The organism is Paenibacillus oenotherae, assembly GCF_019443105.1.
GTDB classification, from domain to species: domain Bacteria; phylum Bacillota; class Bacilli; order Paenibacillales; family Paenibacillaceae; genus Paenibacillus_Z; species Paenibacillus_Z oenotherae.
Window position 1 is genome coordinate 84,218 of sequence record NZ_JAHZIJ010000004.1, and the last position, 17,188, is coordinate 101,405.

General features: G+C 49.3%; 16 protein-coding genes and 1 riboswitch. All 16 genes read right to left on the reverse strand.

All coding sequences use genetic code 11. The annotated features are described in order from the left end of the window. Nucleotides 1–105 precede the first annotated feature (105 nt). The 16 genes from K0T92_RS08220 to K0T92_RS08295 all read right to left on the reverse strand — a co-directional run bounded on the left by K0T92_RS08220 (nt 106) and on the right by K0T92_RS08295 (nt 17,184). A complete protein-coding gene (locus tag K0T92_RS08220; protein ID WP_219871972.1) occupies nt 106–1,086 on the reverse strand; it encodes a BtrH N-terminal domain-containing protein in 981 nt (326 codons plus the stop codon). A 138-nt stretch (nt 1,087–1,224) separates the two neighbouring features. Next, nucleotides 1,225–1,794: an SF0329 family protein gene (locus K0T92_RS08225; protein ID WP_219871973.1), complete on the reverse strand. Its 570-nt coding sequence runs from the start codon at nt 1,792–1,794 to the stop codon at nt 1,225–1,227. A gap of 509 nt (nt 1,795–2,303) precedes the next feature. Then, a complete protein-coding gene (locus tag K0T92_RS08230; protein WP_219871974.1) occupies nt 2,304–2,759 on the reverse strand; it encodes a VOC family protein in 456 nt (151 codons plus the stop codon). 153 nt (nt 2,760–2,912) lie between these two features. Further along, complete coding sequence (locus K0T92_RS08235; protein WP_219871975.1) at nt 2,913–3,605, reverse strand: HAD family hydrolase; 693 nt, start codon at nt 3,603–3,605, stop codon at nt 2,913–2,915. Between the two features lie 83 nt (nt 3,606–3,688). After that, on the reverse strand, nt 3,689–4,198 hold the full coding sequence (locus K0T92_RS08240) for a GrpB family protein (RefSeq protein ID WP_219871976.1): 510 nt from the start codon (nt 4,196–4,198) through the stop codon (nt 3,689–3,691). Between the two features lie 662 nt (nt 4,199–4,860). Further along, nucleotides 4,861–5,850 carry a ketoacyl-ACP synthase III gene (locus tag K0T92_RS08245; RefSeq protein ID WP_219871977.1) on the reverse strand — a complete coding sequence of 330 codons (990 nt, stop codon included), beginning with the start codon at nt 5,848–5,850 and terminating at the stop codon, nt 4,861–4,863. Between the two features lie 28 nt (nt 5,851–5,878). After that, on the reverse strand, nt 5,879–6,223 hold the full coding sequence (locus tag K0T92_RS08250) for a hypothetical protein (RefSeq protein WP_246627993.1): 345 nt from the start codon (nt 6,221–6,223) through the stop codon (nt 5,879–5,881). Between the two features lie 71 nt (nt 6,224–6,294). Next, entirely contained in the window at nt 6,295–7,920 is a 1,626-nt protein-coding gene (locus tag K0T92_RS08255) for a thiamine pyrophosphate-binding protein (protein WP_219871978.1), read from the reverse strand. A 17-nt stretch (nt 7,921–7,937) separates the two neighbouring features. Next, entirely contained in the window at nt 7,938–8,375 is a 438-nt protein-coding gene (locus K0T92_RS08260; protein ID WP_219871979.1) for a GAF domain-containing protein, read from the reverse strand. Nucleotides 8,376–8,427: 52 nt separating this feature from the next. Next, nucleotides 8,428–9,756 carry a methyl-accepting chemotaxis protein gene (locus K0T92_RS08265; RefSeq protein ID WP_219871980.1) on the reverse strand — a complete coding sequence of 443 codons (1,329 nt, stop codon included), beginning with the start codon at nt 9,754–9,756 and terminating at the stop codon, nt 8,428–8,430. A 216-nt stretch (nt 9,757–9,972) separates the two neighbouring features. Continuing rightward, nucleotides 9,973–10,054, reverse strand: a riboswitch (cyclic di-GMP riboswitch). Nucleotides 10,055–10,648: 594 nt separating this feature from the next. Then, nucleotides 10,649–11,248 carry a response regulator transcription factor gene (locus K0T92_RS08270; protein WP_219871981.1) on the reverse strand — a complete coding sequence of 200 codons (600 nt, stop codon included), beginning with the start codon at nt 11,246–11,248 and terminating at the stop codon, nt 10,649–10,651. Continuing rightward, nucleotides 11,245–12,384: a sensor histidine kinase gene (locus K0T92_RS08275; protein WP_219871982.1), complete on the reverse strand. Its 1,140-nt coding sequence runs from the start codon at nt 12,382–12,384 to the stop codon at nt 11,245–11,247. The genes K0T92_RS08270 and K0T92_RS08275 overlap by 4 nt, the downstream gene beginning before the upstream one ends. A 65-nt stretch (nt 12,385–12,449) precedes the next feature. Beyond that, nucleotides 12,450–13,529 (reverse strand): Delta(5) desaturase DesA, encoded by a 1,080-nt coding sequence (gene desA, locus K0T92_RS08280; RefSeq protein ID WP_219871983.1) that lies wholly within the window; start codon nt 13,527–13,529, stop codon nt 12,450–12,452. A gap of 457 nt (nt 13,530–13,986) precedes the next feature. Continuing rightward, nucleotides 13,987–14,667, reverse strand: coding sequence for a DUF4956 domain-containing protein (locus K0T92_RS08285; RefSeq protein ID WP_219871984.1), 681 nt, complete (start codon nt 14,665–14,667; stop codon nt 13,987–13,989). Nucleotides 14,668–14,691: 24 nt separating this feature from the next. Then, nucleotides 14,692–15,399, reverse strand: a complete 708-nt coding sequence (locus tag K0T92_RS08290) for a polyphosphate polymerase domain-containing protein (RefSeq protein ID WP_219871985.1) — start codon at nt 15,397–15,399, stop codon at nt 14,692–14,694. 60 nt (nt 15,400–15,459) lie between these two features. Further along, complete coding sequence (locus K0T92_RS08295) at nt 15,460–17,184, reverse strand: CotH kinase family protein (protein ID WP_219871986.1); 1,725 nt, start codon at nt 17,182–17,184, stop codon at nt 15,460–15,462. Nucleotides 17,185–17,188 lie beyond the last annotated feature (4 nt).

Here is a 17,188-nt window from a genome sequence, read left to right on the forward strand (position 1 = left end):
ATTAGCAACAATTTTTACGAAAAGAGCCAAAAATAAAGAGCGAACGAAAGACTTCTTGTCTTATCGATTCGCTCTTTATTCAAATTTTTTCATGCTGCGGCTGCTTCAAAGCCCCAATAAAAGCTCCATCGCTTCTTTTTCTTCCCGGGCGATATGCAGCAATAGTTTGGATGCTTGATTCAGATCGTCCATCTGCCCTGTCCTTCCCGCTTTGTCTATACAAGCAGAAACTTCATTCCATAGCGAAGCAATTTCTATGAATGATACGTAGGCTCGCTCAATTTTTGAATCGCTGCATATTTCCTTGCTTTCCTTGAGGAAATCCCGGTATAAATTGCGGAAAAACGCGCCCCCGGTCCCCCCTTTTTCCATGAGTAATGCTGTCAAACATAAATCGTGGGCCATATTTTGGCTTCGGGAAGGCCACTTGAGTATTTCGGCGCTCATTTTTTCAATCCCTTTTAACCCAATATTGCGGATCGGTGGATTCAAATAATGATAAGCGTTGCTTGAAATCGACGCTCGAATGACGGAATCCAGCGGCGGGAAATCATTTGTTTTTTCGATTGCGAAGGAGAGATTTTTGGAACTCATGGAGCCCTTTTCGTTTCTAGCCAGCGCCAACGTTTCCAAGCGTGTTTTGACCTCGCCTCCCTGTTGGGATGTATCGATCAAATAAGCATATTCGTCATCGTATCCGTACATGGCGACATAATGTGCTGCAAAATGAATTTTGTTAGTAAAGTAATCCAAGTGATAACAATCTAATTTCAAGCCTGTGGGAACGCCCCGATCGATGTTTGTTTTGATATTGTTCCATGCTTTCTTCACAGAGGCAGTTTCCTGTATCGTGAGGGTCAAGTTTAGACGGGACGCAATCCGGGCTGTCAGTTCATCAGGTTTGATCCTGCCTCCGACAAACGGAAAATCCATTCCCTTCATATCCCAGTAGATAAACCCCAAGCCTTCCCCAATCCCGAACAAAAGCGGTTCAGACAAACGAACGCCGGCATGGGAGAGCAGATTGCCCATGGCCGTTGTCTCACAATGTTCCCCCATGAACGGAATAAAATGTTTTATGATCATCAAGTGATTCCTCCAAATAAAGCCCAAACGTGCTGCGGCAGCCTTTCTCCTCCTTGAGCTTCATATTTTCCCCTGATATGCAGAGACGCTTCTCGCAAAAATTCACGCCGTCTCTTCAACGCTTCCAATCAAAGGGCCTCATAAGGTACTGCGCCGCAATTCATAAAAGTACTGCACGATGGGATGCTTTAACTTCATTTTATCGGACATGTTTAAAATTCGCTTTTTTCCAACCCGTCTGTCCACCAAAGCTAGAATATTCAATAAGATATCGTTGCTCTCTATGCTTTCCTCTATTGAAACGGATAAAAACTTATTAGCTGCAACGATAAAATCTGATTTGCTTAATGCTGACTGCGCGGACAAAAGCTCCTTTGCATGTTCTGTTATTTTTCTACTTCTTACAATTACTTTTAGACGATCCTCTGGAACTCTCCCCTGGGTATCCTTTCGCATCGCTTCTATTTCTTCATTGTTGATTGGAATTTGTATATCGGGATCATTCTTAATTTCCAACTCCGTCTGATACCATCTGATTAAGGTAGTTGCATCACTCATATTGAGTAGATTCTTTTTATCTACAGCTATATAACAATGTCCTGCTTTATCAGGTAAATAACGATAGCTGGTTGCACGGTATTCAACCCTTCCATTTAACGCGGGACAGAGAAAACTTTCCAGATGCTGCTTCAATTTGCTCCAGGACATGTCTTCCTCCTATGCTCTATATGATAAATACCTATTGAGGCAGTCATTATCCATCATACAATAGCGAGCGAGCAGAAGCCAAAAAAGCCATTTCGTATAATCAGAAATATTGGCCTTAGCGGTAAACACCACTGTTGCTTCAGGAGTTAAAAATGCGCGGGGGTGAGGAAAAATTCCGTAAACGTTGAACATTCCTGCGAAAATGCAGTTTTATTCTCGTTACAGCCTGCTAATGTTGAAATGCCTGCCAGAGTGCAGGTATTCTCGCCGTATTTACCTCTATCGCCCTATTCCGTGTTATATTCCTGCATGATCGCAGGCATTCTGCCACCTGGAGCTTCTTTTGATCAGAATTCCTGCGCTTTCGCAGGCTTCTTTCTCAGCCCGTTCGCCACACTTTCTCGACAAGTTTTTTTGTGCATTTAAGATACTAATTGTCTACAAAAAAGAAGCCAAAGCTGTTCACCTTGACTTCTCATGTATACCCTTATTCCTCTTGGAGCGGAAGACTATCCCTCGTAGGCCTGCTTCAGAGCCGCGATATCAAGCTTGTCCATTTGCAGCATCGCCTGCATCACTCGCTGCGCTTTCCCAGCATCCTTGTCTCCGAGCAGCTCGCCCAGCACCTTGGGAATGATCTGCCATGATACTCCAAATTGATCCTTCAGCCAGCCGCATCTTTGCTTTTCTCCGCCTGCGGAGAGCTTCTCCCACAGTTCATCCACCTCTTCCTGCGTTTCGCAATTCACGAAGAACGATACCGCTGGCGAGAAGGTGAAATGCGGGCCGCCATTGAGCGCCATGAACTTTTGTCCAGCAAGCTCGAATGTCCCGCTCATTACAGGCCCCCCTTGCCCTTGGCGGGAGATACTCTCAATCATGGAATCTTTAAAAATCGAGGTGTAAAAATTCATCGCCTCTTCAGCCTGGTCGTTGAACCACAGGAATGGTGTAATTTTTTGCATCTTCTTTTAGCTCCCTCGTCATATTATTGGCTGTGATGCCATCCGGTAACTCAGCTGCAAACGACACGATCCTTGAAGTCACCACCGTTAAATAAATATTACCATAGCTATGACGCCGTTCTTTCTTCTGGATTGCTATATGTGTCCCTGTCTTTATCGGAATTGTTCGAATAGAACTTGCCTGGCTTCGTTAAGATTGCTGCATATGTAATCGGGCGTAATGCCTTCGGGCTTAGGTTTATTCAGCCGATTCAACCAGATCGTAGCAATGCCCACACTGCCGGCACCGGCAACATCGCTTGTTATGGAATCCCCGATGTGAACGACCTCGTGCGGCAGCAAGCCGTATCGGCGCAGCGCCTCAAGAAACAGCTCCGGCCTCGGTTTATAGGAGCGCACGTCTTCGCTGGTGATGATGTCAGTAACGGCAATGCCGTGGCAAGCCGCTGCTTCAATAAGATCCGGGGTATCTATGTTGGAGAGAATGTATAGGGGCAGAACGTTGAACTGTTCGATGAATGGAAGAGTATCCTCATAGATCCTGGGCTGCTTCCAATGGGCGAACTGGGGCTTAATAAGCTCATCGGCGATGCAGTTGGAATTGAAGTGCGCGATGGTTTCTGCCAATGATGCAATTCCAAGCTCCCTCTGCGTCTTGAACGATTCTCCGAAGCTGTTCTGGAACATCCCGGAGAAGACTTTCCACCAGTGGCTGCCGATCGCTCTGCTATCGCATTGTTGATCGGCGGAGCCCAGCTTGATTTGCTCGCATATAATCGGAATGATCTCATCATCCTCATGAACTAATGTTCCGTAGAAATCGAGAAATATCGCTTTGAGACGCATAGGAGTTCAACCTCGCTTTTTCCATGATATATTTCAAATGATAGCCGACCGTCAGCGCTATTGCCTATAGCAGCCGCCAACTGCTAACCCCGCTTCGCCTTCTCAATAATATCCGTGATAAAGGGATGCTTGGCATTGGTATATGCGGCCCGGTCATTGCGATGCTTCTCGGCAAGCTCTTTCTTCAACTGATCGTATTGCCGCCGCACCTCCGGATGCTTAATTAAATAATCTCTGAACAAAATATTGTTGTTCCACTCCAGGCCCCTATACTTATAGATGTGCAGATGATCCGTGCCCGCTCTCCACTGCCCCTTTCTAAAGAAACGCCTACTCGGAAATTCCCTATGTACAACATGCTCATATCCAATACGCCGCAAAGGCTCAACCCATTCATCAACCTCTGTCAGTTCTTCAACACCAACCATGATATCTATAGTGGGCTTAGCGCCCAGTCCTTCAACAGATGTACTGCCAATATGCTCAATTGCGATCGTACGACCGCCCAGCACTTCTCTTAATATCCGTTCCTCCCGCTGAAATCTCAACGGCCATTCAGGGTTATACTCAGCAATTACAACAGATGTTTCCATATACCCTCCTGTTCGATCACTGCACAAAAATTCACAACGCCTGCGGTCATGCATCCTTTTTCCGGATAATGCTCTTATTTCGGAATAAAAGGCTATAACTCCTGCATCATCGCAGCTTTTCCTCCACATAGCCGCTTACCATCTGAAAAATACCTCTACACAGGCATCTGCCCTCAACCGCCCCTTTCAGCCGAAATTCATGCTCTCTCGCAGGTTTCCCTCTCTTGACCAACCGATGTGTTGTAGTCAGTCACTTGTACACGTTTGGAGCGGCGTGCGGCTCCCAGCGCGGAGGGAGAACGGTTTGAGTGTCATCGCTTAGTTGACGGAGATTCCACCTTCTCAATTGCCTGCGATTAGGCAGGCTTTCATATTATTTGGTCAGCCAAAGAGCGAATGCCTGCCAATCTGCAGGTATTTCGCCGTGTTCACCCCATATCAGCCCAATCCGCCATTTATTGCTGCACTTTCGCAGGCATTCTGCCCTCAACGGCCCCTTTTAGCCGAAATTCATGCCCTTTCGCAGGTTTCCCTCTCCTGACCTACCAACCGGATGTGTTGCAGTCCACGCACACACACCGCCTGCTGCCCCGAACGATTAACAGCCCCGCCACCACGAAGGGCGACGGGACTGTCGGTCTGTTCGATATGCCGATAATAGACTAGTACTGCATTAACAGCGAGACATTCTGCCATCCGGCGCCTACGGTCCAGAAGACCAGGTAATCGCCGCGGGCAATCTTTCCTTGCGAAACCGCTTCGTACAGCGCCAGGAAGGGGCTGTTGGATGCGGTATAGCCGTATTTGTCGCCAATATAGACAGCCTTGTCCACATTGATGCCAAGACGCTCGGACACCTGCTTCACATTCCCGATGGAGAACTGGGAGAACAAGAAGGTTCCGATCTCCTCCTTGGCGATGCTGTTGAGCTCCAGCAAGGTTTTGACGGAATCTACAGCAGAGTCTACACAGACAGAGTCATCGAAGGGGATGAACTGAACTTGCGCATCCTTGGCCGTATACTCTTCGCGATACAGATTGGACAAGCCATGAGCCGGGAACAACGAGTTGTCGATTACCGAGGTGTCCGTCTGATAGACGGAATCGATGAAGCCGCGTCCTTCGCCATTTTTGTCCAGGATGACCGCCACCGCTGACTCTGCAAAGTTGGAGTAATAAACAGGCTGATCCGGACTGTGCACCGATATGTAGTCGGCCCCGACCACCAACGCGCGATTGATGCGCGGATTCGCCATCATGTAGCGGCTCGCTTGCTCCACCGCCACAAGCATGCCCGCACAGTTCGCATTGATATCGAAGCAGATCGTGTTCAGGTCGCCTCCAAGTGCATGATGCAATTTAAGCGCCACTGACGGGAGCAGATATTCCGGTGTCTGTGAGGTGAAGATTATCAGATCCAGATCCTTGCCCGACAGCCCGGAGCTGCGCAATACATTGTTGGACGCTTCGACCGCCATGGTGAGCGTATTCTCATCGGGATTGTCGATCATATAACGTTTCTTGCGGCCCAAGGCTGCGAGCAGACCCGTTACATCAGTGCCCTGCTTGCCGAATCGTTCTATAAAAAACTCATTGTCGACCTCATTCGCAGGGTGATAGACTCCAATATCGCTAATTCGAACAGCTCCCATTTACTCGACTCTCCCTATTATCTATTTTCTATTCTTCAACAACCTCATAGTTCGTCAGTTGGACACTGCGGGCAATCCGGTTCAGCTGCATCTTGAGAATCGGATTTTTGGCAATTCGGAGCTTGATATTCTTGAAGCCGTCTTTCTTGTACAGCTGAAAGCAGCCCTCCAGAATCGGCAGCGTGTCAGGAGCAGATACGTTCAATTTCGTGCAATCAATATCGATATCGTATTCAGGAACAGAGATGGACGCCGTGCTTTTATGATAGGCCTCCACCGAGCTCATCGCATCCTCCGTAGAGAATGTTCCCTCTACTTGCACCTTCATTACTTTACCTGCTTGATCCAGCTGAATGTTGAAGCTTCCCATCATTAATTCCTCCTAGTTGTTTGGTGTGATGGCTTTGAGAACTGTGAAAAGCATGAGAAATGCATCTATAATTGCTACTTCACCAGCGCCTTCAATCTGTCTAGAATAGGCGCCGGCTCGCTGCCATCCGTATTGACCTCAATGACACAAGGCCCTTCCATTCCTCTGACGAATGCCGGAATGTACGCAACTTCCTCTAATCGATTGATGGACATTGCATTCACGCCCGCAACACGCATCATTTCTGCAATCGAAATACGCTCCTGCTTATAATCAGGAATACTGCGCTTATATAAGAACTGCTGTCCTCGATCTACATAGGAGAGCATGGCATTATTGATGATAAAATAGGTGATCGGCATCCGGTACTCTTTGGCTGTCATGATCTCCATGCCGTTCATGAAGAAGCAGCCGTCTCCGGCCAGCACTGCGACAGGGCGGCTTGGATCCGCCGCATGCAGGCCTGCGCCGCCGGCTATGGCTGAACCCATAGCTCCATAATCCAGATTCATCTCGAAATCCCCACCCTCCGGAATTTCAAGATACTTCAGGACAAAGTTGGAGAATTCCCCGATATCGCATACATAACGCGTATCTGACGGCATAACCGATCGCAGCTTCTCCAGAAACAACCGCAGCGACAAGCCCGTATGATTCCGCTGATACGGCTCATTCAAGAGCGCCGGCTTCTGATAGCGCGCCGTTGAAGCAGTGGTGCTTGCGATAAGGAACGGGAGCACGTCCTTGAGGTCCCCGTGAATGCCCTCGTCGATCTTGAATACTTTGCCTAGCTCCCTGGCATCGCGATCGACATGGATGACGGTTCTCCCCGCTACAAGCACCTCATTGAAATTACAGGTCGAGGCTTCCCCCAGGCTCGTCCCCAGAATCAATACGCAGGACGGCGCCTTGGAATTAACATATTCGCTGGCTGCATCCGTGCTGGAGAATCCATAGTTGCCGAGATTCAAGGGGAAATCCGCAGGGACTATCCCTTTGCCTGCCGGCGTAGTTATGATCGGCCATTGCAGACGCTGGCTGAGCTCCATGATCTCTGCCGAGAAGCCCCGTCCGCCGCGTCCAACCATAATAAGCCCTTGGGCGGATTGGTTAAGCAATGCTGCCGTTCGTTCCAGTTGAGCCGGATCCGGCTTAACGGCCTGCAGCTCAGACAGCACTGCCGGCGCAGGAATACTGCCGCTGACATCCATCCGCTGTACATCAATTGGAATCGATATGTATACCGGGCCGCAGGGCGGAGTCAGGGCAATTCTGACCGCTTTATCAAGCTCGGTCAGCACATCGGCCTCTTCCATAACCGTATTGCTGTATTTGGTCACCGACCGCACCATATCCTGGCCGTCCAGCTCCTGAATCGCCCCCTTGCCCATTTGCCAGCGGTTAATATAACCGGAGATAATGAGAAGTGGCGCCTTTGCCCGCATTGCATCTGCAATACCATTCATCATGTTGCTGACGCCTACTGCGCCAGCTCCGACACATACCCCCAGCTTGCCCGAGGTACTGGCATAACGAGCTGCCATATAAGCGGCTCCCGCTTCGTTCTTCGTAATGATCGGCTGAATCCCGACATCGATCACAGAATCATAAAGCGGGCCGATGATGCCAGCCGGAATCCCAAAAAGAAACTCGACATCACTAGCCTCCAAATATTTCATTATCCCATCCGCCAATTTCACTAATCCACTCTCCTTTTCTACGTTTGAAATACACTGCGATATCGCTCCAGCAGCAGCTCTGCTTTCCTGATCTCCTCCTCTGTAAATTCATGCAGCCCCCCGATGGAAGCTACCGCCACAATGCCCCGCACCACTCTGTTATTCAGCACCGGCAAAATAAGTATGCTGTCGATCCCAAACAGGAAGAACTCGTCCGCAGAACGGGGATCGTTCTTCACATCCTGCACAGCGAGCGCACGCGGCTCGCGCATCATCTCGCTGAGCAGTTTATCATGCTCCACATAGACCGGACTTTGAGCGTGAACGCTCCTCCACTTCTCAACACCAAGCACATCCGTGTTCGTCTTGAGCACGGGGCTCAGGCGGCCATCCTTTATCTCATGGTAGGCAATGTCTCTAACCCCAGTAAGCTCATTAAGCTGCTGAAACAATTCATCTAATCGTTCTAAGTCCATCCTTGCTCCTTCCGGCCCTTCAGAATCATTCAATAGCCGATGCTGGCTTGCATTACACAGCGAATGCATCAATCCGGCCCTTCAACTGCTTCGCTTGCTCCTTCAAAAAACGGGCTGATTGCTGCGACTCCTCCATTGCCGTGAGCTGCTCCTCCGAGCAGGCTGCAATTTCCTTCGTCCCTGCAAGGGCAACCTCCGTAATCGTTACCGTTTCCCGTACCGAGCCCAGGATCTGCTCTGCGCTTGCACTTACCTGCTGCGTGACGCTCGATACCTCCTGCACCTTGTACGATACCTGCTCGGTCAGCTGCACGATCTGGTGGAACGATTGTCCGGCGCCAGTCACAATCTCCGTTCCGGATTCGACCTCGACCATCACCTGATTCATCGCTCTCCTCGACTCGATCGAGCCGGAACGAATATGGGCAACCGTCTCGGCAATCTCCCTGGCGAAGGAGGAGGACTGGTCAGCCAGCTTGCGGATCTCGTCGGCTACAACGGCGAAGCCGCGTCCATATTCGCCTGCGCGTGCAGCCTCAATCGCCGCGTTAAGAGACAGCAGATTAATCTGCCCCGCGATCTCCGTCATGATGACCGTCACACGGTCGATCTCTTCCGTCCGCTGATCCATCTGCACGACAGCCTCAGTAGAAACTACCGTCGTCTCAAAAATCGTTTTCATCTGCGAAATGGCCTGATCGATCAATTGGGTGCCATCACTTGCCTGAAGGGCAGCCTCGGCCATCTCGCCAGCTAAAGTCTGGGAGGATTCCGCAATATGCTCCATCCCTCTGCTGACTTCCTCCAGCATAAGCATGTTGCCCCGCGCACTCTCGGCAATCGTCTCACTCCCCAGGGAAATATGCTGGATCGAGTCCGCGATGCCTACTACCATATCCGTACAATATTCTGTATTGCTGGATAATTCCTGTGACGTATTGACTACGGTGTCTGAGAGCTCCGAAATATGGCTGACAACCTCCCGCAGTTGGATCGCCACCCCCTGGAAGCTCTCCGCCAATTGCCCGATTTCATCCTTGCGGCCAGCTTCTACCTCGAGGGTCAAATTACCTTCAGCAACTGCTTTGGCATTCTCTACAAGCCTGTGAAACGGCCGGAGGACTGTTCTGACAATGACAAACGCTCCGATAGCTCCAAGAATCCCGAACAGCAAGGAAGCACCTGCTCCTCCCCAAGCGATTGCGGCCTTGAAGCTGCTAATATCCGATGCGTCTATGTCTGGAGAGACGTAAGACGTAACGACAGAAGAAACCGTGGCATACAGGATGATACTGATCATGATAGATAATGCCGTAGTAAATAGAGCCAACGACAGCGTCAACTTCCCGGCGACACTGTCCTTCATGTGTAATAATTTCATTACGGTTTCTCCTCTGCAAATGTCGTAATCAGCGCACAAACTTCAAATACTCCTGCGCTGACCTGCGGCGTCCACGCTGTCAGTAAACTGCTCCTACCACCTCCGTTATGTAATAGTCGGCCAAGACCAGGGAACGAATACCCACTAGAGCACGAAAAAAGGACTTTCTACACAGAAAGCCCTTGCTGCCAATTAAATCACAACAACAATCATAAGATTGGCAACCCGGCGATCATGGTAGAACCTCTAGAACCGTGGCTTTGCACCGCTGTTTTCAACAGGTTTGCGATTTACACCTATTCAATTCTTTGTCTTTTCTATCGGATGCAAAGCAACAAACTATTTATAATATCGTTCTTTTTGTTTAAAATATCAATATATTTTGTGAGTTTCTACAAACTTTTCATGCATTTTTTTGCAAAGTTAGTAGTTAAGAACTAGTCATATAGGTCTATAGTAGAATGTTTTTGTAAGATAAAATGGAGCGTGAACGAGGATGGAATCCTCCCATGCCTTCCGTTCGCCGCAAATCATCTGCTGCTGAATATTAAAGGGGCGGCGGCTGGCATATAAGGATTGGGGGGCGTTCCTATTTGCCGGAATGATCAGCTCGCAGCGATGCCGAAAGAGACAGCAGACACATTTGCCGCCTTAGTAACTCGGCCATCCTGTAAGCGGCTTTTTCCGGCTTTCGACGCACCGCACCACCGCCTCCCCATCCTGTAGCTTGGATTTTCCCGCTTACAGCATTTGCGGCAGTGATTCTCTATGGCGCATGACCAGCTATAAGCGCTTCTCTGCGGCACACCGCCGAACATGATCAAAAAACCTCCGAAACCACTAAACATCTAGACATCTAGACATGTGGCGCGGAGGTTCTATGGGGGTTATTTCACTTGAACCAGCCCTTCTCCCGGAATCGTTTAATTGCTTCGATCCGGTTGTTTACATCGAGCTTGTCGAGAATGACGGAGATATAATTGCGGACCGTTCCCGTTGTAATGTAGAGCTGGCTCGCTATTTCCTTCGTATTCTTGCCGTCAGCCATCAGCACCAGCACCTCGTTCTCCCGATCCGTCAGCGGGCTCTCCTGGCTGTATGCCTCATCCACCAGCTCCGAGGCGTAGATGCGCCTTCCGGCGATGACGCTCCTGATCGAGCTTGCCAGCTCCTCGCTGGGGCTATCCTTGAGCAAATAGCCGTTCACGCCCGCCTTGACCGCACGCTCGAAATATCCGGGACGGGCAAACGTCGTCAGTATAATGACCTTGCAATCGAATCCCTTCAGCTCCTCTGCAGCATCGAGCCCGCTCTGGCCAGGCATCTCAATATCCATAATAACAATATCCGGCTTATGCTGATGAACCAGCTTCACAACATCCTCGCCATTGCCCGCTCTTCCGACAACCGACATATCCTCCTCCAGCTCCAGCAGAGCGGCAAGCGCGCCAAGAAGCATCTTCTGGTCCTCGGCGATTACGATTCGTATCATACCTCCTTCTCCTCCTCTTCCGGCTGCTGGTAGACATTCGGCACTTTGATAACGATCATGGTACCTTGGTCTGAGACGACCTCCACGCTCCCGTTTACGAATTCAAGCCGTTCCTTCATCCCCTGAAGTCCATTCCCTCTAATGCTCGTCCACGGGTCTGCAATACCGATACCATTGTCCTCTATCTTGACGACCAGTTCGGTCCGCAAAGGCTCGATATGGATAGCGCAAGAAGTAGCGCTGCTGTGCTTCACTACGTTAGTAACAGCTTCCTTCATACACATGCTCACGACATTCTCGGCGATCAGAGAAGTATTGGTTAGCTTAGGATCACCTTCCACTGTGCATTCGACCTGCGCCGCCTTCAGAATTTGCCGGACCCGATAGATTTCATCCTCCAGCTTCGTTCCCCGCATTCGGGTGACCATTTCCCTGACTTCCTTGAGCGCTGTTCTGGCTGTCTGATGGACATCGTTCATTTCCGCCTTGGCTCGGTTCGGGTTTTTCAGTATTAATTTGCCCGCCAGATCGCTCTTCAAGCCGATTAATGACAGCTTCTGTCCCAGTGTATCGTGAAGATCGCGGGCAATCCGCTGCCGTTCCTCCAGCTTGACCAGCTCGGAGATCCGTTTATTCGCATCCTCCAGCTGCCCCTGCAGCCTGTCTTCCTTATTCTTGTTATAGGTGTTGACCGGAAGAAGGATAACGGCGATCAGACTGAGAAATACGAACGGAAACTGGGTGAAGAATACGGGATTCTTCGTCACAAATCCATAATTGATCGTAGCAAAGGTACTGATGAGATGTATCGAATATAGTGTAAAGAAAGCTTTGCGGTTCTTGAGATTGCCGATAAAAAAAGCCAGGAAGAGGGAAAAGTACACATAGCCGAAAAGCATGCTCATCGCGATTGAGATGGCGATTTGCACGCTTGTCCAGAAGTATACGATCCAGCCCTTGGATATAAAGGACAGCACATAGCAGATGAAGAACACGATAATCAGCGTGATGCCGATAATAACTTGACTGGTAGATGAAGAATAGATGATGAAGTAGAATGGGAGGATGTAAAAGACGACCCATACATAAGGACTAAGCCCCGTGTTTTTGCGAGACATTTCATTCCAATTCCGCATGCTGCCGCTCCTTTGCAAGCACCTCTCAACTTACTGCTATTGTAGCATAAATGTTCACAGCAGCGTTATTTGCCCTGCAGACTTGTCCTGCGGCCCGCCATCCCGTCGAGCTGGCCCTTCACCGCTTCCGCCACTCCGTCGGACTTCGGCAGACGCCGCTTGACCGCTTTGAAGCTGACGAATGTCTTGGCCTTCTCGTCCCATAGACGGTAACGAAGCGCCTTCAGGCTGCTCGCGATTGTAATGGTTGTTGCCTCTTGAAGCGGCGGTGCAGCGTCATGCGCCTTCTCCAAATTGTAGTTAGGCACTTTAGGGCTCAAATGATGAACATGGTGAAACCCGATATTGCCGGTTATCCATTGCAAGGGCTTAGGAAGCTTGTAATAGGAGCTGCCCTCCACGGCGGCCTGCACAAAGCTCCACTCCTCCTCGTTCTCGAAGTAGGAATCCTCGAATTGATGCTGCACATAGAACAGCCAGATCCCCAGCAAGCCCGCAATGAAAAAGACCGGGCCTTGAATCATAAGGAATGCCTGCCATCCGATTGCCTGGCACAGCAGCGTGTACAGCGCAGCAATTGCAATATTGGTCACGTAAGTATTAATCCGCTCCTTGCGCCGCGCTCCTCTGCGGTTAAAGCGGTATTGCAAGAGAAATACAGCAATGGGGCCAAGCCCAAGCATGACAAGGGGATTCCGGTAGAATCGATAGAAGATTCGGCGCCATAGGGGCGAGGCCGCATATTCATCTACAGTAAGGAGCCACATATCCCCTGTTCCTCTTTTGTCGAGGTTGCTGCTCGTCGCATGATGAATGGTGTGGCTGTGCTTCCACTGCTGGTAAGGAACAAGTGTGAGCACACCTGTAATCGTTCCTAACAGATCATTGGCCAGCCGGCTCTTGAAGAACGACTGGTGGCAGCAATCGTGAAAGAGAATAAAAGTCCGGACCACGAAGCCGGCCGCAACCACTGTAATCGGCAGCGTCAGCCAATACGATACAGACAAGCTTAAATACGCGGCATACCAGAGCAGAATCAGCGGTCCGATCGTATTTACGATCTGTTTGATGCTTGTTCTCGTATTGATCTCCTCATAGGGAGCGACGGCCTTTTTCAGCTTAATAATAGGATTGGGTTGATTCATCGCCTATGATCCTCCTCTGTCTTGGCGCCAGACATATGTATCCGAGCCCCAGCAGCATAACTATATCCTCATTATAGAAAATACAGCCGCGGTATTTAAGGCATAAACGTCAAGGAGTGGGTATGACAAATGTCATATAAGATGATCCATCATCGCAGGCATTTGGCCATTATGGCGTCCTGTAACCGATATTCATGCACATTCGCAGGCTTCTTACTCCGTCACTCTGCCCTCTAACCACACTTGGAGAAGGAGTTGTACAGAAAGTTGTTTGATGATTTCAGAGTCCCCGCTAAGTCCCCTAAATACAATAAAAAAGATGCTTCCAGCCCCACTTTCAGTGGTTTTGGAGGCATCTCTTCCCATCATTCGGGACTGACTTATTGGATGTTGGACTTTTCGGACAGCCCTTCTTTGAAACGTTTGGGTTAGATTCTATCCGCTATAGTAGTAGCGTTTAAGGCGCGTAATCCCCGTTGTAGCTGACAAGCGCAACGTCCTTCACGCCGTCGAATGAGGACAGCTCGGACACGAATGCCGTGTTATCGTCTTTAAGCCGCAGCTCTACCGTCATCTCCGTCATATCCTTGCGGATCGTCTTGGACTTCAGCACATGCTTGATACGGCGCAATGTCACCATGACTTGCTCGTTCGCTTTGCCTTCGTATTGAATGACCAGCAGATAAGGCGCGTCCTTCCCTTTGCGCTTGGCCAAGAAGAACAGCACAGCGCTAATAGCGATCGATCCCAGTATGGCGATCGGATAGATCTTCGCGCCAGTTGCAATACCTACCGCCACTGCCCAGAAGGTGTACATAATATCCATCGGATCCTTGACCGCTGTACGGAAACGCACAATACTGAGTGCGCCGACCATCCCGAGCGAGAGTACGATATTCGTACTGATCGTCATGATGATCAGCGTGGTCAGCATCGTCATAATAACGAACGTTACATTGTAATTATGGCTGTAAACGACACCGCGGAACGTTTTGTAATACGTCCAATAAATAAACATTCCCAGCGCAAAAGCAATTAGAAGCGCGATGACGATTTCCAGCAGCGCCACCTGCTTAAATGATTCAAGCTCAAGCACGCTTTTCTTAAATAAATCTCCGAAATTAGTTATTTCTCCCATTTTGAAACTGTTCCTCCTATACGCTTAATCCGCGTAGCTTTTTCTTCTTTCCCTGCAAATGACATACTTGGAAATCGTGGAGCGCTGATGTGCGGACATCTGAATGAGCCCGTAGACAAAGTCCGGCAGAAACTGATTGTATTTCACTTCGAGTATCGTCTTGGGTCCCTCTATCGATTCTACCATCGGCAGATTGACATCGAAGATATCAAGAGATTGAATACTCGCCTTCAGCTGTTTGTCGAATGTAATCCGCACATCGCTGATAGGAAAGATATACGCTTCGCGAACATAATCGACGACGACGCCCGGCTTCATCAGGCCGTGCTTGCAATCATAATAGAAATCCCGGATTAGCTTATGCTCCGCATCTCTCATAAAATCGATATCGCCGCTTATGATCCTCTCATACTCTTCCCGGGTCATGCTGGCCGATTCCTTGGCGATATAATCGTGATACTTGCTCTTGCGCTCCAGCTTGATCACCGCATCGCTCTTGTTGTAGATGCGAATCCGGTATTTTTTGCGCCGAAACACGCCGTTGTTCTTATCAAGCAGGGAGGTCTCGTGCATATCGTCAAAATATAGACTGCGTATATGATACCCTTCCCGACCGATGGAGTTCTTGTCCATCATCAGAACTGCGCCAACCCGATCCCGCAATGCCTGCGCCTCATGATAATGGATATAATACTTCATTTCATGGCGGAGCTTCTTTCCATCGAATTGCATGCTGATCCGCAACCTCCCTTCTCTACCCGTTGTAATAACTGCTCGAATGATTATGCTGCGTTAATCTACATTAATTCTCCGCACACCGAAATGCGGGGTATTATCCGTATCTGTATACTCATCGAAGGCCGGTGTTTCATTCCCATTGGAATCTCTTGCCACTACCTTCCAATAATACATGCCTGCGGGCAGTTTCTCCGCCGTTACTGTCAAACCTGACAATGTCTCATCCATAATCGGATTCGTGAAGTTCGGGTTCTTGGCAAGCTGGAATCGGTAGGTCAAGTCCTCGCCTTCAAGATCGTATGACTCTCCCCATTTGAAGACCGTGTCACCGTTCTCCTGCACTATATCCGCCAAGTAGAACGGCATCGGGTTATCCAGTACTTTTTTAAACTTCTCGACTGCCGTTACCGACAATTGCTTGACCTGCTCGATCTCATCATCGATTTCATTCAGATCTTTGGGCAGGAACGACAAGTCCGGATCTCTGCTGATATACCGTTCTACAGTAGGCCAGTACGATTCAATATACTTCGATGTTTGCTCAGGAGTGATAATGGTTTGCAGCTTCTCAATCTTGTCCGTCAGCTGCTGCACATTATCAGGGTTTTTGAAGAACCGCTTCTGCAGCACATTCCCCCAATAGTTAGCTATCCCTCTCTGCCATGAAGCGCGTCGAACGGCACTAACCTCGTTGAAATCGCGATCTCCCCAGCCGCCGTCATAATCCCATGGCATGAAGAACCATTTGTTCGAGTTCAATGGAGAGTACAGCAAGAAATTCTGGTTGATCGTATCATAATTATCCATAATAATATTGACCGCCATCCAGGTTAGAAAATTGTCACGGTCAAAATGCTTGTCGAACACCTCGTCAAACGGGAGGGTGTAGTTGTTGATTTCATCCAGCATCGTCAGAAGCTTCTCGTGATTGTCGCTGCCTTTGGTTTCGAGAATCATGTCAAAGGCCTGCTTGTTGTATTCAGGGTCATCCTTCTTCTTCAGAGCATCCCCGTAGCGCAGAAATTCAAAGTTGACCGCTTTATACAGATGTCCGTTAGGGTCAAGGCCATGCGATCGCAGGAACGATTTGTTCGGCTGCTCGATCTGTGTATAAAGGCCATAATCCTTATATTTGGCGTTGCTGCCCGCTGTCAAATCCTTCACATACAAGTGAACGAATTGGGTACGCAAGCTTGTAAAGTCGGGAATCATCTTGAAATAATCAAAGCTTAGCTTGTTGCGCAGACGGGTGGAATCAAAAGCATGCTTGACCAGATTGATCGTTTTTTGATTGCGCCATAATCCCGTATCATCGAATAGCTTGATTTTGTAAGACTTCTGATCCCCTTTAAGGGTGGACTTTCCCCGAATGGTTATTTCACCATTGGCATGCGTATCGCCAAAGCCGAACATCCCGCTCTTGGTGCCTTCCTCTGTCCCCTGCTGCAGCAGGACATCCAGCTTATTGTCCTCGGTATTGTCTTCTACACGTCTAACGCTGTTGAACTGGCTCCATGACAACGGATGATCCGCAGTGAGGTTATGCTCCGATACCGTCAAATAAAAGGTGACGATATCTTCGTTCCCATCCTCGGTGTAGACGCTGCGGTCTTCAACCAGCTTCGTGCTGTAGGCAGCAGCGAGTTCTTCCTTGCTTGTTACTGTACTGACTGGTTGTGTGGTTGTGGTATCATTGACTTCCCCCGTGCACCCGGCCACTGCCAGCATTCCGGCAGCTGCCAGGCACACACCTACCCAAGACTTAATCGATCGTTTCATCTGT